The organism is Kocuria sp. cx-455, assembly GCF_057707085.1.
Map to the genome: position 1 here is coordinate 214,752 of NZ_JBYIPM010000007.1, position 19,007 is coordinate 233,758.

At 65.4% G+C, this 19,007-nt stretch carries 21 protein-coding genes; 19 read left to right on the forward strand and 2 right to left on the reverse strand.

The window, feature by feature from the left end; all coding sequences use genetic code 11:
* The first annotated feature begins 5 nt into the window (after positions 1–5).
* Positions 6–617, forward strand: a complete 612-nt coding sequence (locus AC3ENJ_RS11890; RefSeq protein ID WP_223841389.1) for a hypothetical protein — start codon at positions 6–8, stop codon at positions 615–617.
* Between the two features lie 4 nt (positions 618–621).
* Here the strand turns inward: AC3ENJ_RS11890 and AC3ENJ_RS11895 are convergent, their stop codons facing one another.
* Complete coding sequence (locus AC3ENJ_RS11895) at positions 622–1,521, reverse strand: hypothetical protein (protein WP_223841388.1); 900 nt, start codon at positions 1,519–1,521, stop codon at positions 622–624.
* Positions 1,522–1,642: 121 nt separating this feature from the next.
* A complete protein-coding gene (locus AC3ENJ_RS11900; RefSeq protein ID WP_190807954.1) occupies positions 1,643–2,158 on the reverse strand; it encodes an inorganic diphosphatase in 516 nt (171 codons plus the stop codon).
* Positions 2,159–2,329: 171 nt separating this feature from the next.
* Between AC3ENJ_RS11900 and dacB the strand changes: the two genes are divergently transcribed.
* The 18 genes from dacB to AC3ENJ_RS11990 all read left to right on the forward strand — a co-directional run bounded on the left by dacB (position 2,330) and on the right by AC3ENJ_RS11990 (position 18,931).
* Positions 2,330–3,775, forward strand: coding sequence for a D-alanyl-D-alanine carboxypeptidase/D-alanyl-D-alanine endopeptidase (gene dacB / locus AC3ENJ_RS11905; protein ID WP_431814213.1), 1,446 nt, complete (start codon positions 2,330–2,332; stop codon positions 3,773–3,775).
* Positions 3,776–3,833: 58 nt separating this feature from the next.
* A complete protein-coding gene (locus tag AC3ENJ_RS11910; protein ID WP_308495960.1) occupies positions 3,834–4,919 on the forward strand; it encodes a zinc-dependent metalloprotease in 1,086 nt (361 codons plus the stop codon).
* A gap of 51 nt (positions 4,920–4,970) precedes the next feature.
* Complete coding sequence (locus AC3ENJ_RS11915) at positions 4,971–5,432, forward strand: DNA-binding protein (protein WP_190781919.1); 462 nt, start codon at positions 4,971–4,973, stop codon at positions 5,430–5,432.
* Between the two features lie 39 nt (positions 5,433–5,471).
* Positions 5,472–6,488, forward strand: coding sequence for a tRNA lysidine(34) synthetase TilS (gene tilS, locus AC3ENJ_RS11920; RefSeq protein ID WP_431814214.1), 1,017 nt, complete (start codon positions 5,472–5,474; stop codon positions 6,486–6,488).
* A gap of 50 nt (positions 6,489–6,538) precedes the next feature.
* Positions 6,539–7,090, forward strand: coding sequence for a hypoxanthine phosphoribosyltransferase (hpt, locus tag AC3ENJ_RS11925; protein ID WP_431814215.1), 552 nt, complete (start codon positions 6,539–6,541; stop codon positions 7,088–7,090).
* A 220-nt stretch (positions 7,091–7,310) separates the two neighbouring features.
* Positions 7,311–9,458, forward strand: a complete 2,148-nt coding sequence (ftsH, locus tag AC3ENJ_RS11930) for an ATP-dependent zinc metalloprotease FtsH (protein WP_190781917.1) — start codon at positions 7,311–7,313, stop codon at positions 9,456–9,458.
* Positions 9,459–10,115 (forward strand): GTP cyclohydrolase I FolE, encoded by a 657-nt coding sequence (gene folE, locus AC3ENJ_RS11935; RefSeq protein WP_223841386.1) that lies wholly within the window; start codon positions 9,459–9,461, stop codon positions 10,113–10,115.
* Positions 10,116–10,186: 71 nt separating this feature from the next.
* Positions 10,187–11,014, forward strand: coding sequence for a dihydropteroate synthase (folP, locus tag AC3ENJ_RS11940; protein ID WP_431814216.1), 828 nt, complete (start codon positions 10,187–10,189; stop codon positions 11,012–11,014).
* 6 nt (positions 11,015–11,020) lie between these two features.
* On the forward strand, positions 11,021–11,425 hold the full coding sequence (folB, locus tag AC3ENJ_RS11945; RefSeq protein WP_431814217.1) for a dihydroneopterin aldolase: 405 nt from the start codon (positions 11,021–11,023) through the stop codon (positions 11,423–11,425).
* Positions 11,426–11,439: 14 nt separating this feature from the next.
* Positions 11,440–11,940, forward strand: a complete 501-nt coding sequence (gene folK / locus AC3ENJ_RS11950) for a 2-amino-4-hydroxy-6-hydroxymethyldihydropteridine diphosphokinase (protein ID WP_320414997.1) — start codon at positions 11,440–11,442, stop codon at positions 11,938–11,940.
* 7 nt (positions 11,941–11,947) lie between these two features.
* On the forward strand, positions 11,948–12,505 hold the full coding sequence (locus AC3ENJ_RS11955; protein WP_190781913.1) for a DUF3180 domain-containing protein: 558 nt from the start codon (positions 11,948–11,950) through the stop codon (positions 12,503–12,505).
* Positions 12,489–13,004: a PH domain-containing protein gene (locus tag AC3ENJ_RS11960; protein WP_431814218.1), complete on the forward strand. Its 516-nt coding sequence runs from the start codon at positions 12,489–12,491 to the stop codon at positions 13,002–13,004. Before AC3ENJ_RS11955 ends, AC3ENJ_RS11960 begins: the two co-directional genes overlap by 17 nt.
* Positions 13,004–14,710 (forward strand): PH domain-containing protein, encoded by a 1,707-nt coding sequence (locus AC3ENJ_RS11965; RefSeq protein ID WP_431814219.1) that lies wholly within the window; start codon positions 13,004–13,006, stop codon positions 14,708–14,710. Before AC3ENJ_RS11960 ends, AC3ENJ_RS11965 begins: the two co-directional genes overlap by 1 nt.
* The gene (locus AC3ENJ_RS11970; protein ID WP_431814220.1) at positions 14,707–15,633 is read left to right on the forward strand and encodes a Rossmann-like and DUF2520 domain-containing protein; all 927 of its coding nucleotides are present in this window, start codon (positions 14,707–14,709) and stop codon (positions 15,631–15,633) included. Before AC3ENJ_RS11965 ends, AC3ENJ_RS11970 begins: the two co-directional genes overlap by 4 nt.
* A complete protein-coding gene (gene panC / locus AC3ENJ_RS11975; protein ID WP_431814221.1) occupies positions 15,630–16,472 on the forward strand; it encodes a pantoate--beta-alanine ligase in 843 nt (280 codons plus the stop codon). The genes AC3ENJ_RS11970 and panC overlap by 4 nt, the downstream gene beginning before the upstream one ends.
* A 23-nt stretch (positions 16,473–16,495) precedes the next feature.
* A complete protein-coding gene (gene lysS, locus AC3ENJ_RS11980) occupies positions 16,496–18,019 on the forward strand; it encodes a lysine--tRNA ligase (RefSeq protein WP_431814222.1) in 1,524 nt (507 codons plus the stop codon).
* 59 nt (positions 18,020–18,078) lie between these two features.
* The gene (locus tag AC3ENJ_RS11985; RefSeq protein ID WP_190781907.1) at positions 18,079–18,342 is read left to right on the forward strand and encodes a hypothetical protein; all 264 of its coding nucleotides are present in this window, start codon (positions 18,079–18,081) and stop codon (positions 18,340–18,342) included.
* 256 nt (positions 18,343–18,598) lie between these two features.
* On the forward strand, positions 18,599–18,931 hold the full coding sequence (locus AC3ENJ_RS11990; RefSeq protein WP_190781906.1) for a histone-like nucleoid-structuring protein Lsr2: 333 nt from the start codon (positions 18,599–18,601) through the stop codon (positions 18,929–18,931).
* Positions 18,932–19,007 lie beyond the last annotated feature (76 nt).

The window sequence follows — 19,007 nt, forward strand, 5'->3', positions numbered from 1 at the left end:
TTGTGATGACATTGACTCAGCGCGTGGCGGACAGGTCCCGGCCCAGCTCCGAGCTGGATCGTCAGCTCACGCGCGAGTTGGGAGATCTGACCACGAGCGCGCCGTTCCAACCCACCGGGCCGGGCGAGGTCCGAGGGCTGACCGAGGACCCCGAGGCAGCCGTGAGCGCCACCATGATTGCCCTGCGCGATGATCGTTATGCGGTGGCCATTGGCGTGGGTGAGGTGTTCCTGACACGCGTGACCGACCCGCAGGGCCGATTGGCGGTCGCCGCGGACGGAGCAGGAATGCACTACGGCCACGAGGCCGCAGCCATCGGGCGCAGCATCGAACGCGTGGCGGTGCGCGTGTGCGCCGCGGACCAGCAGTCCGCGGCCGAGGCGCAGGCGGTGCTCAAGCTCGTGGGGCGCATCGTGAGTGTCCGCAGTGAGGCCGAATGGCGCGTGGTCGACCTACTGATTCCGGGGGCGAGGGGACAGCAGAAGGACGTCGCGGCTCAGCTGGGAATCACTCCGCAGGCGGTGTCCAAAGCGGTCATGCGCTCACTGTGGCATGAGGAATGGGATGCCCGACCCGCCGCAGCGACCCTCCTCCAGCGCTGCGCGGAACACTTCTAGGCGCTCACCACCAGACATCCACGGCGTAACCGCGCTCGGTCAGCGCGAATTCCAGCTCAGGAGCGCATTCCATGGGCAATCGCAGCGACCCCAGGACGTCCTGGGTATCGAAATATCCGGTCAGCCAGGTGAAGGCCGAGTGGGTGCTGCTGAGCTGTTCGCACAGCTCAACCACGTGATCCAATCGGTCGGGGGTGCTCAGCACCCAGAAGGACTCGACATCGGTGAGCTGGAACAAACCCACCCAGGACACTGGTTGAGCGCCCCCGGTTGTTCCAGCCTGCCCCGCCGAGGGCTCTCCCCGAAGGGGCAATTCTTCCGGGTGGTCGAAGCCACCCTCCGAATCGCCCCCGGCACGGGGCGACCAGACCCAGCCCCCCGGCGCGGCAGGACCCAGGGCCGGCGCCAGCGGGTCCAATTCCCAGCGCGGTGCGCGGGTCAACCAGTCCGGGCTGCTCGGTGGGAACAACGGACCGTCCACGGGGGCGGGCCATTTCTCGGACCACGTGGCCCAGCTTCCGGCGCTGATGCGATCCCAGAAACTCTGCATGGGCAGTTGGACGGAAAGTTCCATGACGCTGGTGTGGGAGCGCAGCCAACCCGCGGGCGCGTCCAGGAGGGGATCCTGCAACGCCTCGTTCGTGTACGGTCGCGGGACAATGTCCGTGTGGACGGCCGGGGAGACATGCGGGTCCACCCCGGCGGCGGCCAGAAGCTTCTGCACGGCCGTGACCAATCGGTCCGCGCCCAGTAATTGCGTGCACGCGCTGCCGTGGAACACATATACGCGCTCGTAGGGCGCAGGGTGTGAGCCAAGCACGGAGATCACCTCGAACGGGCGGGTGGGAAGCAACGGATGGGCGGAGCGCCGTCGCGCGCTGTCTGCGGGGCGTTCACAAGACATCCCACCACACCACACCGACACGCACAGGCCGCTGGCTCACCCGGCACACGGTGCGGGCGGATGAAACGGAACCCCGCACCAGCGAATGGGTGCGGGGTTCCGGAAGGGTCGGTGTGGAAACTCAGTCGTCCTGCTCGGCCTCTGCGGCGGAATCGTACTGGGACTGCTGGAAACGTTCCTGAGCTTCCACGATCAAGCGCTCGGCGGTTTCCTTGCCCTCCCAGCCTTCACCCTTGACCCATTTGTTGGGTTCCAAATCCTTGTAACGTTCGAAGAAGTGCTGGATCTCCTTCTGCCTGAACTCGTTGACGTCCTCCAGGCCCTGGATCTCGTCGTAGCGCTTGTCCGTAGATACGCACAGCACCTTGGCGTCACCGCCGGCTTCGTCGGTCATGTTGAACACGGCAATGGGTCGGGCTTCCACGATCACGCCGGGCATGATGTCGACATCCAAGATGACCATCGCGTCCAGCGGATCGCCGTCCTCACCGAGGGTGTCCTCGAAGTATCCGTAGTGCGTGGGGTACTGCATGGACGTGAACAGCACACGATCCAGCCGGATACGACCGGTCTCGTGGTCGATCTCGTACTTGACGCGGGATCCGCGGGGGATCTCAATGGTGACGTCCAGCTCCATGGCAGCACTCCTCGTATTCGAGTTTCGGTTGTAACGGGGCACGCGGAGGGCGCCCCGACTTCACGTTGTCACCCACGATAGCGGCACGGGGCGCGCACGGGGCAATCAACGACGCCGCTCGGATCTCCCTCATCGTTTCGTGTCGGTGCGCGCATGCGAAAGAATAGGCGCATGCCTCAGCAGAGTTCTCGGCCGCCGCGACGCAGGAGGAGCCTCCTCGGCCCGGTGGTCGCCGGGTTGCTGATCGTCGCGCTGATTTTCGGCTCGGTGTGGGCCATTCCCGCCGTCCTCGCGGAAACCGTGGCGGGGGAGCCCGGCCGACCCATGACCGTGGTCTCCGTCCCCACCGAACAGGGGAAGTTGCCCGGGGTGCTGGACGCCGCGGCGTCGCCGTCGGAGAACCCGGGCGCGGACGACGAGGTCATTCAAGACATCGTGAGCGCAGAACTGGCCGGCGCGCCGGGCAGCGCGAGCGTCACCGTGCTGGACACCCAATCAGGCCGGGTGCGTGCCGAGCGGGCAGCGGGTGAGGCCCGCATCCCCGCATCCAACCAGAAAACGCTGACCGCACTGACCGTGGCGGAACACCTGGACCCGTACTCGCGGCTCGCCACCACCGTGGAGACCGGTGACGATCCGCACCGCATCACGCTCGTCGCGGGAGGGGACACCCTCTTGGCGCCGGGTAAGGGTGACCCGGATGCTGTCAACGGCCGGGCCGGGCTCGAAGACCTGGCCGAGCGGACCGCGAGTGCGCTCACGGAGCGCGACGTTCAGGGCGAGGTCACGGTGAGTCTGGACACATCGCTGTTCTCGGGGCCGGCACTGAATCCGGGGTGGGCCACGGAGGACGTGGCCGCCGGTGAGATCACGGCCGTCTCGCCCCTGGCCATGTATTCGCACAGGGTTCCCACCCCTGACGGGAAGGACCCGGGGCCCCGTGGTGAACGGCCCGATAACGCGGGGGAGGCTGCCGCGGGAGAATTCCGGGACCGACTCCAGGACCAGCTGGGAACGCGGGCCACCGTGAGCGCCGGTGAGCACGCGAGGCCGGAAGAAGCCGTGGAACTCGCGCGCGTGGAGTCCGCGCCCCTCCACGAACAGGCCGCGTACATGCTCGAACAATCGGACAACTCCCTGGCGGAAACACTCGCGCGCGTGGCGGCGCGTGCAGCCGGGGAACTGGGCAGCGTAACGGGTGTGCAACGGGCCATCCGCGCCACGCTGGAGGCGCATTCGATCGACATGGCCGGCGCGGACATCATTGATGCCAGCGGAATGGCAGTGTCCAACCGCGTCACCACGGGTCTGCTGGCCCAGGCCACCCGGGCGCTACTGATCGATCCCGATGCGGGGCCCTACGGGCAGGGGCTGCCCCTGGGTGGTGCCACCGGAACGCTCACGGACCGGTTCGACGACCCGGATGAGCGGGCGGCCAGGGGGCTCACCCGGGCGAAGACCGGCACCCTCAATTCCGTGGTGTCGTTGAGCGGGTACGTGCAGCAGGCGGGGGGCGAGGTGCTGGTGTACTCGGTGATCTTCAATGATGTCCAGGGGCAGACAGGCCCCGCCAGGGACACCGTGGACCGCACGGTGGCTACGCTCGCCCAAGGCTGAACCCGGGACGGTGTGGCAATCGGTTCTCTGTGGTTGAGTGGTGGGCATGACTCAAGACGTGGCACGACCTTCACTCGTGGACTGGGACTCGGCGGCCCAGATCGCTGCCAAATTGACCCCGCCCGGGCCCACTCCCAAACCGCGGGAGATGAGCAAGGCCGTGGAGTCCCTGCGCTACTTCGCCCATGAATCGGTCCATCACGTGCACACCATCACGCGACTGGACGCCGCCGAGAATCTGCGCGATTCCAAGATCCTGGTGGTCGACCGTGCCGGGTGGGCCAAGGCCAACACTCAGACGTTCTCGGTGCTCATGCAGCCGATCTTCGACCGGATCCGGGCGAAGAACCCTGAAAAGTTCGACGCTGCCCTGCGCGGGGTCGCGCCCACGGCCGCGGCAGCCGAAATGGGTGCAATGGTCGGTTTCCTCTCGTCCAAGGTGCTGGGCCAGTACGACCCGTACGCGGGTCTGGTCTCACCGAAGGCGGCCGAATCCCACCCGGGCGGACGACTGATGTTCGTGGCTCCCAACGTGTTGTGGACGGAGCGTGAGATCAATGTCGAACCGGACGATTTCCGCCTGTGGGTGTGCCTGCACGAACAAACCCACCGCGTGCAGTTCGCTGCGGCACCCTGGTTGCGCGGACACATGTTGGAGCAGATCTCCACACTGGGATCCTTCGACGTTTCCCCGTGGGACCGGCTGAGCGCCGTCGTCGCGTCCGTGATCGGCAAGGGATCCGCGGGGCGCACGGACCCGGGTCTGGGTCCCATCGGTCATTTGCTGACCGCGGAGGAAAAGGCCACGGTGTCCCACCTGACCGCCGTGATGTCCCTCCTCGAAGGCCACGCCAACGCCGTGATGGACGCGGTGGACTCCTCGATCGTTCCCACCGTCAAGACCATTCGGCGCCGTTTCGACTCTCGCTCCGAGAATCACGGCGCCCTGGACCGGGCGATCCGCACCCTCATGGGGATCGACGCGAAAATGCGTCAGTACGGCAACGGGCAGAAATTCGTGGAGTACATTGTGGAGCGGGCCGGAATGGATGCGTTCAACACGGTGTGGACCTCGGCGGATACATTGCCCGACGAGACGGAGATCCACGATCCGCAGCGCTGGATGGACCGGGTGCTCGGGTGATGCGCTTGCCGCACAGCGCATAGATCCGGCGGAGTGTGTCAGGATGAAGCCGTGAGCTCGGAAAATATTCAGCAGCAGATTCAGCTGTACGGCCAACCGCTGTCGGAGCGTTTCGGTCACGTGGTGGCGGCCTACAACATCACCCAGCGTCGGCTGGCGGAAGTGTTGGGGCTTTCCGCGCCCATGCTCTCCCAGCTCAGCAGCGGACGCCGCATCAAGATCGGCAACCCCGCCGTGTATGAACGCCTGGTCATGCTGGAGGACAGCGTGGGGGCCCAGGATATCGAGGCCGTGTTGCGCCGAGTCGAGGCTGCCCAGCCGGTGCTGTCCACCACCCAGATCCGCACGGGGATCAGCACCGAGAGTGATGCCGTCACGGCGTTGGCCACCGTGGTGCCCACCGGTGAGCTCGAACGCGCCTTGATCATGCTGGGCGAGCACACTCCGGTGCTGTCCAAGGTGTTGGGCATGGCCGAGGACATGGCGCGCCGCACCCGCGACGCTCAGGGCTGATCCTTGCAACGAGGACGAACCGGTCGCTTGCACCCCTGGGTGGCACGCGCACGCAGGGCCGTGAACCGTTCCCTGTCCGAGCTTCCGGCCACACCTGACGGATCACCACCGCTGGTGCTGGTCGCGTGCAGTGGCGGCCCCGATTCCCTGGCCCTGGCCGCGGCCGCCGCTCACTGGGCGCGCCGAGGCACGGTGCGCCTGGGTGCCGCAGTGATCGACCACCAGATGCAACCGGGTTCCCACGAGGTCGCCGGGGCCACCGTGCGGGTCCTGCAGGACATGGGTCTGGAGCCCGTGATCTCCCGTCGCGTCACCGTGGACCGGGCCGGTTACGGACCCGAAATGGCCGCGCGTCTGGCCCGCTACGCCGCACTCAACGATATCGCCGCGCAGTTGCACGCGGAGGCCGTTCTTATGGGCCACACCCGCAACGACCAGGCGGAAACCGTGCTGCTGGGCCTCGCGAGGGGATCGGGTACGCGCTCCTTGTCCGGTATGTCCTCGCGGCACACGAGGGAGGGCGTGCTGTACCTGCGCCCCTTCTTGAACGTGACCCGGCAGGAGACCGAGACGATCTGCCGTGCCGAAGGTCTGGACCCCTGGCACGATCCCAGCAACTCGGACACGGCGCTGATGCGTTCCAGGATCCGCCACCGCGTGCTGCCGTTCCTGGAGGAACACTTGGGCCCGGGTATCTCCGACGCCCTGGCACGGACGGCCTCGGTCCTCGAAGCGGACGCGGATTTCCTGGACGAGCAGGCCGCGGAATTCTTCCGGCGCGCGAGAGTGGAACCGGCGGCGGCGTCGGCCGTGGAACTGGACTGCCAGGCGGTCCAGGAGGCCCCCGCCGCCATGCGACGTCGCATGCTCGCCCAGGCATGCATTGCCGCGGGCGGGGAAACCCCCACGTTCGAACGGTTGAGCGCGCTCGAAGGATTCGCTCTGGGGCACGGAGCTGCCGGTCCGCTTCAAATGGCGGGTAAGGTGACCGTGTGGCGACGACGCGCGGACCCGTTCTGCGTCAAGGGGCGCCTCGAGTTCCAGAACACCGAATAACCCCTCCTATAATCTTCATCCCCGCACACGCAACACCTCAGGAGCACAACGTGAAGGCCGAGCACGTCCAGTCAGATCTGTCCCACGTCCTATTCACCAAGGAAGAGATCGCCCAGAAGATTCAAGAACTGGCGGAGCAGATCGACCGCGACTACCAGGGCCGGGACGTCCTGCTCGTGGGTGTGCTCAAGGGTGCGGTGATGGTGATGGCGGATCTCACCCGGGCGCTCAAGGGGCAGTACCCCATGGACTGGATGGCCGTGTCCTCCTACGGTTCCGGCACCAAGTCCTCCGGTGTGGTGCGGATTCTCAAGGACCTCGACACCGACCTGCACGGCAAGGACGTCCTCATCGTCGAGGACATCATTGATTCCGGTCTCACACTGTCCTGGCTGCGCACCAACCTCGAATCCCGCGGCCCCAAGTCCGTGGAGATCTGCGCGTTGCTCCGCAAGCCGGACGCCGCCAAGACCGCCATTGAAGTCAAGTACGTGGGGTGGGACATTCCCAACGAATTCGTCGTGGGGTACGGCTTGGACTTCGCGGAGCACTATCGCAACCTCGAATGCATCGGCACGCTGGCCCCGCACGTCTACGAGTAAGAATTCAGGCAATCCCGGGGTCCCGCGTGTAGCGTGAGCGCGGCGCGTGCGCTCAGAGAAAACGCGGCGACCTCAATGGGGTCGGGTATCCCCGAAAGGGATAGATTATGCGTGACGCGCCGCGCACCCGCACCGGTAGCCGGATCATTCGGACCCGGACACAACACCGTCAGTTTTGGGGCGCGACAATTCGTGTCACGTCCACGGGAGGATCATCGGCTTGGCCACGGCGAAAAAACCCACCAGTTTCTTTAAGGGACCGTTCTTCTGGATCTTGCTAGCCGTCTTGGTGCTGGTTCCCGTGGGAGCGAGTCTCTTCGGCCCGTCCACCTCTCGTGTGGACACGAACGTGGGTATGTCGCTGCTGCGTGACCACAAGGTCCAAGAGGCGAAAATCTACGACGGCGAACAGAAGGTCGAGCTCCAGCTCAAGGACGACTTCACCCTCGACGACCAGAATTTGGGTAAGGACGTCGAGTTCTTCTACGTGGAACCACGCGCCGAGGAAGTCGTGGCCACCATGAACGACGCCCAGCTGGAGGGGTTCACCGACCAGCCGGTGGAGAACAACTGGCTTCTTTCCCTGATCCGGTTCATGCTGCCGTTCCTGATCATCCTGGCGATCTTCTGGTTCATCTTCTCCCGCATGCAGTCCGGCGGACAGGCCATGAAATTCGGTCGCTCCAAGGCCAAGATGTTCAACAAGGAGAACTCCGAGGTCATGTTCTCGGACGTGGCGGGCGCGGATGAGGCCGTCCAGGAACTCGACGAGATCAAACAGTTCCTGGTGGAACACGACCGTTTCACCGCGGTGGGCGCCAAGGTTCCCAAGGGCGTGCTGCTCTACGGCCCGCCCGGTACCGGTAAGACCCTGCTCGCCAAGGCCGTGGCCGGTGAGGCCGGGGTGCCGTTCTACTCCATCTCCGGTTCGGACTTCGTGGAGATGTTCGTGGGTGTGGGTGCCTCCCGCGTGCGCGACCTCTTCCAGCAGGCCAAGGAGAACTCCCCGGCCATCGTGTTCGTGGACGAGATCGACGCCGTGGGCCGCCAACGCGGTGCCGGCATGGGCGGCGGTAATGACGAGCGTGAGCAAACCCTGAACCAGTTGCTGGTTGAGATGGACGGTTTCGACGCGAACACCAACGTGATCCTGATTGCCGCGACCAACCGCCCGGACGTCCTGGATCCGGCGCTGCTGCGCCCGGGTCGTTTCGACCGTCAGATCGGCGTGGACGCCCCCGACATGAAGGGTCGCGAGCAGATCCTGCGTGTGCACTCCAAGAACAAGCCGCTCGCGCAGAACGTGGATCTGGCGTCGGTGGCCAAGCGCACCCCGGGCTTCACCGGCGCCGAACTGGCCAACGTGATGAACGAGGCCGCGTTGCTGACCGCGCGCTCTCACGCGCAGCTCATTGACGACCGTGCCGTGGACGAGGCCATCGACCGGGTGATCGCGGGCCCGCAGAAACGCTCGCGCATCATGAAGGAACTCGAACGCAAGGTCACCGCGTACCACGAGGGTGGTCACGCGCTGGTGGCGGCGGCACTGCGTAACACCGACCCGGTCACCAAGATCACCATCCTGCCGCGCGGCCGCGCGTTGGGGTACACCATGGTGATGCCCGCCGACGACAAGTACTCCACCACTCGTAATGAGCTGTTGGACCAGATGGCCTACGCCATGGGTGGCCGCGCGGCGGAGGAACTCGTGTTCCATGACCCCTCCACCGGAGCGTCGAACGACATCCAGAAGGCAACGGACACCGCCCGCAAGATGGTCACCCAGTACGGCATGAGTACGCGTATCGGTTCCGTGAAGATCGGCGGGGACAACTCCGATCCGTTCGTGGGTCGCGAGATGGGCTCGTCGGGCAAGGACTACTCGGACCGCACCCTGGCGGTCGTGGACGACGAGGTGCGGGGGCTGCTCGACCAGGCCCACACGGAGGCTCATGAGATTCTCCACGAGAATCGGGACGTCCTGGATCGGCTGGCCTTGGAGCTGCTCGAAAAGGAAACACTCAACGAAGCCCAGATCGGTGAGATCTTCCGTGATGTGCGCAAACGGGACGTGAGGCCCGTGTGGCATTCGGGTGACAATCGCCCGGTCTCCGACATCCCGCCGGTGATCACCGCGGCCGAGCGCGAGGAAGCTCACCGCAAGCACACCCAGGACCCGGACACCATGGCTCCGCAGGACCAGGCGGTCGCCGCCAAGCCCGAGCATCCGCTCGAGGTCCCGGAGCACGGCGAATCCCAGCTGCCCGGTACGGACGGGCGGGGCGGACCCCAGGGCGGTCCCGCCGGCGGTGAGCAGCAGGGCGATGACCGGAACCCCTGGTCCGGTGGATCTCAGGAGCAGCGCTGAATGGGCCGGGACAAGGATACGGAGCTGTCCGAACCGATCTCCGGCTCGTACGCGGACTATCTCGACTCCGAACACGTCACCGAACGGATCGACCAGCCGCGCATTGCAGCTGCGGTACGAGAGATCCTGCTGGCCATCGGGGAAGATCCGGACCGCAGCGGCTTGAGGGACACACCCGCGCGTGTGGCCCGCGCGTACGCGGAAATTTTCACCGGGCTCCATCAGGATCCTTCGGAGCTGATGGCCACCACGTTCGATATCGGTCACGCGGAAATGGTCATGGTCAAGGACATCCCGTTCTACTCGACCTGTGAGCACCACCTGGTGCCGTTCCACGGGGTGGCCCACGTCGGTTACATTCCCGGTCCCGCGGGGCAGGTCACCGGGCTGTCCAAGCTGGCGCGCCTGGTGGACGTGTTCGCCAAGCGACCCCAGGTCCAGGAGCGATTGACCACGCAGGTGGTCGAGGCACTCGAGGATAACCTGCATCCCGCCGGAGCGATTGTGGTGATCGAATGTGAGCACCTGTGCATGTCCATGCGTGGGGTGCGGAAGCCGGGGGCCAAGACCGTGACGTCCGCGGTGCGCGGTCAGTTGCGGGATCCGGCCACTCGCGCGGAGGCCATGAACCTGATCCTGTCGGGTCAGAACCGATGAGGCCGAACCGTGCCGCCGGCCCCTTGGGTTGGGGGTCGTATGAGCAGTTGCCGCGGGGCCGCACACTGATCATGGGTATCCTCAACGTCACCCCGGATTCCTTCAGCGACGGCGGTGCCCACGACACCGCGGACGCGGCCATTGCTCACGGACTGGAGCTCGCCGCCCAGGGCGCGGACATCGTGGACGTGGGAGGTGATTCCACCCGCCCGGGTTCCGTGCGCGTGAGCCTTGAAGAGGAACAGCGCCGCATTCTTCGGGTGATCCGTGAGTTGTCGGACCACGGCATCGTGGTCAGTGTGGATACGCTCAATGCGGAGACCGCCGCGGCCGCCCTGGATGCGGGCGCGCACATCATCAATGACGTATCGGGCATGAACGTCCAGCAGGCGATGATCGAGCTCGTGGCGCGGCGACGGGCACCGTACATTCTGATGCATTCGCGCGGCACGTCCACGACCATGGACGCCCTCTCCTCCTACGACGATGTCGCTGACGACGTGATCGCCGAATTGTGTCGGTTGCGTGAGCGCTTTTATCGGGCCGGTGTGAAACCGGAGAATCTGATCGTGGATCCGGGACTGGGTTTCGCCAAGGCGGGTTCCCAGGACTGGGACCTGTTACGTGCCCTTCCCCGGTTACTCACCATGGGAAACAAGGTGCTCATTGCGGCCTCCCGCAAGCGCTTCCTGGGTCACCTGCTGGGCGACGAGCGGGGCCCGCGTCCCGCGGCCGATCGGGACGGCGCCACGGCCGCCATCAGCGCGCTCTCCGCCTTCGGGGGTGCCTGGGCGGTGCGGGTTCACGACGTCGCAGCCACAGCGGATGCGGTGGCCACCGCACACGCGTGGCTGGGTGTCACGCCACCGATCCTTGATCCGCACGAGAGCGAGAACTGAACACCGATGACTTCCCCTCCCGCCGAACCGAGCCACCACGACCGCATTACACTCACCGGCTTGGGAGCCGTGGGATATCACGGTGTCTTCGAGAAGGAACGCCGCACCGGTCAGCCGTTCTTCGTTGATCTTGTCATGTACGTGGACCTGAAGCCCGCCGGTGAAACCGACGAGCTCACGGCCACCGTCCATTACGGGGAAGTGGCCGAATTGGTCCGGGAGATCGTGATCGGTCCCCGGTACCAGCTCATCGAGACCCTCGCGGAACGCATCGCGGCGGAGCTGCTCGGGCAGTTCCCCATGATTCGGGGACTCGAAGTCACCGTGCACAAGCCCAAGGCACCCATTGAAGTCACGTTCGCGGACGTCGCCGTCACGATTTTCCGCACCCGGGAAACGGCGGTCCGGTAGTGGCGGCCCGGTGCGTGGTGGCTTTGGGAGCCAATCTGGGGGACCGCTTGGCCGTGCTGCGCTCGGCCGTTGCCGATCTGGACAGTACTGCCGGAATCACCGTGCTCGGATGCTCGCCCGTGGTCAGTACCAAGTCCGTGGGCGGACCAGAGGGGTCACCGGACTACTACAACGCGGTGGTCGAACTCCAGGTGGAACTCGGTCCCGAACAGACGCTCCGGGCGTGCCAGAAAATCGAGGACGAGCACGGTCGTGAACGGCTGGTTCGTTGGGGGCCTCGCACCCTGGACCTGGACATCATTTGCTTCGAGGGAGCCGAACGGCAGGACCCGCAGCTCACATTGCCCCACCCGCGGGCACACGAGCGTGCCTTCGTACTGGTCCCGTGGGCCCGCCTGGATCCCGATGCGCGACTGGGCGGACAATGGGTGCGGGAGCTGGCCCGCAGGGCCCCCGACCTGGAGGGGCTGACCACCACGGATTTCACCGTGTGCGGGGATACGGAACGGAGCTGATTCGACCATGCGCTACTTGACCGTTCTGTCCCTCGTGGTCATTGCCCTCGTCGCCGCGGTGGTGGGGTGGAGCATCAATCAGGCACTCACGGGGCAGAGCCAGTCGATGCTGATCCTCCCGTGGGGGAGTGTGGTGGCGGAGGCGGCAGCGGCCGTCGTGTTGGTCTATCTCGGTCTGCGACTGCGCGCGTACCGGGACCCCGAGGGCGGGCGCCGGCGGCGTCGTCGAGCTCCCGCGGACCGTAAGCCGTATGACCCCGTGTGGGGCGTGGGCACCGCTGCGGCGGCCCAGGCAGTGGCCTACTACGGGGCCCTGACGGCCGGTTGGCACGCGGGGATCGGCGTGGACCAGGTGATGTTGTTGGGAGTGCGCACGACCCAGGAACCGCTGTGGTTGTGCGTGGGGCAGATCGTGGCCGGAGCGGTGCTGATGGGTGTCGGTTGGGTTGTCGAGAATTGGTGCAAGCTGCCCCCCGATGATCCCGACGCGGAGCAGGACACCCCGTACGGTGGACGTCAAGATCCTTACACCGCCGGAGAGGGAGGCTATGCCCGACATCAATGACCTGGGTCCACAGGGACTGTCGTGGAGACGCGTCTCACCCGCCTACATCAAGGTGAGGCTCATTTCTGCCACCGTCAGCACCGTGATCTGGGTGCTGATCACCGGCGTCCCGGTGATTCTGGCTCTGCTGTCGATCTGGGGCGACCCGTCCGATCTGTGGCGGTGGCTCCCGCCCGCCATCGTGCTGGTCTGGGGGATCATCGACTTGTGCCTGATTCCGCGCCGGGTCCGCGCCATTGGTTACGCGGAGCAGGGCACCGAACTCTGGCTGCGCAGGGGCATCATTTTCCGCAGTGTCACAGTGGTTCCCTACGGACGCATGCAGTACGTGGACATCAAGACCGGGCCGCTGCTCAACGCCTTCGGGCTGGCGGACCTGACCCTTCACACGGCCGCCGCCGCCACGGACGCCAATCTGCCCGGCCTTCCCCGCGCGGAGGCCGACCGGTTGCGCGAGGAGCTCACGCGCCGGGGAGAAGAGCTCATGGTGGGGCTGTGATGAGCGACTCCAGGACCAACGGCCCGGCCGGAACCAATGCGCTCCGCCCGTCCCCCGAGGGGCAATGGCTGCGTGTCCACCCGCTCACGCCGTACGTGCGCAGCTGGCTGCTGATCGTGGCCTTGGTGTGGGGCGTGGGAAATGTCTTCCTGGACGACGTACTGTCCGCGGTCGTCTACGGCGACCCGTTGGACGTGGACTTCGCCGGAACGGTCCAGCTGGTGGGGATCGGCCTGGTGGCCGCCGTGCTGTGCGGGGTGGTGGGCCTGGTCATGGGCCTCGGTGTTCTCTCGTGGTGGTTCACCCGCTACCAGATCACCCCGGAACACGTGCGATTCCGCAGCGGAGCCATCTTCCGCACCCAACGGCAAGCGCGGCTGGACCGGGTGCAGGGCATCGACATCGAACGCAAACTACTTCCGCGCATTTTCGGTCTGGCCTCCCTGAAATTCGACGTGGCCGACGGCGGTACCAGCGCCCTGGAACTGTCGTACCTGCGCCGCGACAAGGCGCGAGAGCTGCGTCATCAATTGCTCGGTGCCGTTCGTGAGGCCTCCCGGTCCGCCCCCGCGACCGCGGGGGGCTCCCGAGACGGCTACGGGCACGACGCCGCCCGCCCCCCGGTCGGTGCTCCCGCGCCGCGGGCCGACGCGCCCGCCCCGGCGCCGTGGGATCACTCGCCGCAAGCCCGGCAGTACCGCACAGCACGTGCAGGACATGCCGATAACCGGGGGATGAGCACCCCGGAGGAAGGTTCCCGCGAGGTACGCGCCGCCGCGCGGCTGGGTCTGCTCTCGGACCAGGACGACCCGGATCAGCAGCGCCGCGTCTTCACCGTGCCCACGAGCCGCGTGGTGTTGAGCCTGGTGCTCTCCTGGGGCACCGTGTCGGCGGTGTTCTTCGCGACGGTCGCCGTGGTGGTGTGGTGGTGGAACCCGCAGGCCCTGCGGGTCGTGATCCCCAGCTACCTACCCGTGGCGGTGATGATTGTTTCGGGGCTCTACAACAGACTGGAAAGCAGTTGGGGGTTCACACTCAGCCAGGTCCAGGTGGGCGTGCGCGTCCGCTCCGGTCTGCTCAACGAACGCTCCTCGACCATTCCGGTCGGCCGGGTGCAGGCGCTGCAGGTGTCCAAACCCGCGCTCTGGCGGGTCTTCGACGGCCACAGGGTCAAGGTGATCACCGCGGGTAAAGGCGGTGTGGATGATCTGGAGGGGCTGCGTTCACTCGTGCTGCCCGTGGGGACCCCGGACAACGTGGCGGACATCCTCGAGCTGGTGCTGCCCCTCGCCGAGGCGCCCACGGAACTCGTGCGTGACGGGCTCAACGGGATCGACGGGGACGCGAACTACACGACAAGTCCTCGACGGGCTCGGTGGCTGGATCCTTTGACCTGGCGGCGCACGGGATTCGCCATGGATGACGCCGTGTTGTCGCTGCGGTGGGGCCGTCTCAACCGCAACGTGAGTGTGATCCCGCACCACAAGACCCAGTCACTCGGACTGCAGCAGGGCCCGATCGAACGCCGCATGAGAATCGCCAGTATCCACGCCCATATGATCACCGGGCCGGTGACCACCGCGGTTCACCACCTGGACGCGCAAGAGGCCAGGGATCTAATGGTTCGCCAGACGGATGCGGCACGCGCTGCCCGGGAACGCAATAATCACGACAGCGCACGGCGCTCACGCGAGGAGATCCAGTGAACGAGCCACAACACCGCCCGGGACGATTGGGCGTGGGCGTCATCAGCGCCGGAAAGGTCGGTGCCGTCCTGGGTGCGGCACTGCGCGCGGCGGGCCACGCCGTGGTGGGCGTGCACGCCCACTCCGAAGCGAGCAGGGAACGGGCGGATGCCCTGCTCCCCGATGTCCCGGTGCTCGACGTGGCCACCATTGTGGACCGCAGCGAGCTGGTGCTGCTGGCCGTGCCCGACGACCAACTGCCGGGCCTGGTGGACGGGCTCGGCAAGCTCGGCGCCTGGCAACAGGGACAACTGGTGGTGCACACCGCGGGTCGCTTCGGAACCGACGTTCTCGAACCGGTGCGGGCGGCCGGTGGCATCGGCCTGGCCGTCCACCCGTCCATGACGTTCACCGGACTCAGCCTGGATCTGCAGCGGCTCACGGACTGCAGCTTCGGGGTGACCGCAGCCGCACCCGTCCTGCCCATTGCCCAGGCGCTCGTGGTGGAAATGGGCGCCGAACCCGTGGCCATTGCCGAGGCGGACCGGCCGCTCTACCACGCGGCACTCGCTCACGGGTCCAACCACGTGATGACCCTCATGGGCCAATCCATGCAGTTACTGCACACGATCGGTGTCGAACACCCGGATCGAATGCTCGGCCCGCTGGTGCGAGCCACGGTCGACAATGCCCTGGCCTCCGGGGAGAACGCACTGACCGGCCCGGTGGCCCGCGGAGACGTCACCACGGTGGCCGCCCACGTGGCCGCGTTGGCGGAACTTGCCGGACCGGACCGGGCGGCGTCGTCGGCGGGCCACGACCTGCTCGAGGGGTACCGCGCCCTGGGAAGACTCACGGCGCAGCGGGCCGCGGCCTCGGGCCGGATCGACGAGACAACGTACCGCGCGGTGCTGGCCGCGCTCGATGGGAAGGACTTTCAGTGACTCGACCCGTGGTGTGCACCACCGTGGAGCAGATGCGGGACACGCTCGACACGCATGTGTCCCGGGGCGTGAGCAGTGTGGGGCTGTTCCCCACCATGGGGGCGTTGCATGAGGGGCACCTGCGCATTGCGCGGACGGCCCGGGATGAGAACGACCTGGTGGTGGTGTCCGTGTTCGTGAACCCGCTGCAGTTCGGCCCCAACGAGGATTTCGACAGCTACCCGCGGCAGCTGGAACGGGACATCGCGGCGCTCGCCGACTGCGGGGTGGACGTGGTCTTCGCCCCGAGCACCGAGCAAATGTACCCGGGCGGTGTGCCGGTGATCTCGGTGACCTCCGGGCGAGCGGGATCGCTGCTTGAGGGAGCCACGCGCCCGGGACACTTCGACGGCGCCCTGACCGTGGTCAACAAGCTCTTCATGATCATCCAACCCGGCCCGGGAATTGCCTTCCGCGCGTATTTCGGGGAAAAGGACGCTCAGCAATTACTGCTGATGCAAAGAATGGTCCGTGATTTCAATCACCGCGTCCACATTCGCCCGGTGCCCATTGTCCGTTCCGATGAGGGCCTCGCGCTGTCCTCCCGCAACCAATATCTCTCCGCCGACGACGCCGCTCACGCCTTGGTCCTCAACCGCACCTTGCGCGCCGTGGCGGCGGGTGAACTCACTTTGGAGCAGGGGCGGAGCGCAATCGACGGGGAACCCGGCGTGAGACTCGATTATCTGGTGACCGTGGACCCCGATACGCTCGCGGAGACATCCCCGCGGGCGGGCGCCCTGGCGTTGGCCGCGGCATGGGTGGGTCCCACCCGCCTCATCGATAATATGAAGATTTGATCTGACCGCTATCCTGGAGAATTGTGACCGATCAGCGAGAAAACACCCCAGCAGCAGATTCCACGCCGGAGCTTTCCGAGCACGAGCTCAACGACCAGATGTTGTTCCGTGCCGCCAAGCGCCAGGCCATTGAGGACTCGGGTGTTTCCGCCTACCCCGTGGGTGTTGATCGCACCCACACCCTGGCTCAGGTGCGCCACAGCCATGAGCATTTGGAGGCCGGCGAGGAAACCGACGACGTCGTGACCGTTGCCGGGCGTGTGATGCACGTGCGCAACACCGGCAAGCTGTGCTTCGCCACTCTTCACGAGGGTGACGGCACTCGGCTGCAGGTCATGATCTCCAAGGCGAACGTGGGTGAGGAAGCGCTGGCCGCCTGGAAGACGCAGGTGGACCTCGGCGATTTCGTAGCGGTAACCGGACGCGTGATCAGCTCCAGGCGCGGTGAACTCTCCGTCATGGCCGATTCCTGGCGCATGGCCTCCAAGGCATTACGCCCGCTGCCCACGCTGCACAAGGAACTCAGCGAGGAAACCCGGGTGCGCCAGCGCTACCTGGACCTGATCGTGCGGCCACGGGCCCGCGAGGTGGTGTTGACCCGATCGTTGATCACCCGCACGGTGCGCCGTGTGCTGGAGGATCGCGGGTACATCGAAATCGAAACTCCCATCCTGCAACTCATTCACGGTGGCGCGGCGGCTCGGCCTTTCGAAACGCACCTCAATGCTTTCGATCAGGACATGACACTGCGTATCGCCACCGAGCTGTACTTGAAACGTGCCGTGGTGGGCGGTATTGAAAGGGTCTACGAGCTCGGGCGGGTATTCCGTAACGAGGGCGTGGATTCAACGCACAGCCCGGAGTTCACCACGTTGGAAGCCTACGAGGCCTATGCCGATCAATTCGTCATGGCCGAGCGGATCAAAGAAATCATTCAGGCGTGCGCCTCCGCGCTCGGCGTGGAGGGTATTGACACTGACCGGGGCCGGATTGAGCTCTTCAGTGAATGGAAATGGGTTTCCGTCTACCCGGGATTGTCCGAAGCCGTGGGTCAGGAAATCTCCCCGGACACCCCCGTCGAGACGCTGCGGGGGATTGCCCAGGAACACGACATCTCCGTGGATCGCGCGTGGGATGCCGAAAAGCTCGTGGTGGAGCTGTTCGGGGAAATCGTGGAGCCCTCCTTGATTCAGCCCACCTTTGTTTACGATTACCCGCCCTCCGCGCAGCCGCTCGCGCGCCAGCACCGTGAAAAGCCGGGTCTCATCGAAGCCTGGGATTTGATCATCGGCGGCATGGAGCGCGGTACGGCGTTCTCCGAGCTGATCGACCCGGTGATTCAACGTCAACGACTCACCGAACAGTCCTCCAAATCGGCCGCCGGTGACGTTGAAGCCATGCAGTTGGACGAGGACTTCCTGCGGGCCCTGGAGTACGGTGCGCCGCCCATGGGTGGCCTGGGGCTGGGCCTGGACCGCTTGATCATGCTTTTCACCGACCTGGGCATCAGGGAGACCATTCTGTTCCCGCTCATGAAGCCCGAGTGAGTGGATATCAACAGGCCAATATCAGTTCCCGTTCAGGGCAGTAGGGGATAATCACCACCATGGAGTACTTGTCCGTTTTTGTGCCTTCTCTCGGTGTGGGCCTTATTTTCTACCTGGTCATGCGATGGCTTTTCCGCGGTGACCGGGCAGAACGTTCTGCCCAGGCCAATGTCGAGAAGGACGCCGAGCGCTGGTATGAAGAAGTGCGTGAACGTGAGGGAGACAATGTTCCCTTCGGATACCAAGAAGTAAGCTCTAAGAGAAAGCGCGGATTAGGGCTGAAGAACTCCATTCCCATCCGCGATACGCCCGAGAATAACTAATGCGGCGCATTGTCCGGCCGTGACATTATTGTCTCATCATGTCATGATGGTGGCCCGTGAAACACGCGTGTTCTTGTCTGCTTAATGAGCGGAGTCTGGGTATCGCAAAGATCGCCGCAAGCAATTGGGGTTATTCGGGGGACAGGTACACGCGCCACGACACAATGTGTGACTTCCGGAACAGAGATCGCACACCGCAGTCAATAGCCCAATAATTTTGACGTCACCCTCTTAGGGGTGATGAGGAGGAACCGACATGGCACAGACAGTCAAGATCATTCTTGAAGATGATATCGACGGCGGTTCCGCGGATGAGACCATTCGTTTCGGTCTCGACGGCGGACAGTACGAGATTGATTTGAACTCCGCGAACGCGACCAAACTGCGTGAGGCGCTGCGTCCCTTCGTGTCCAAGGCTCGCCGCGCCTCGGCCAAGACCAATCGCGGGGCCACCACTCGTCCCACGCGCTCGGGTAATCCCGAGACCCCCAAGATCCGCGCCTGGGCCAAGGAACAGGGTCTCCCGGTATCCGATCGCGGCCGTATCCACCAGGACATTCAGGACAAGTACTACGACGCCCACAAGTAAGTTGAGCCGTCCGATCCGCTGATCAGACAACGGAGATCAGCGTGGATCGGATTTCTCCGCCGGGATCGATGTTTCC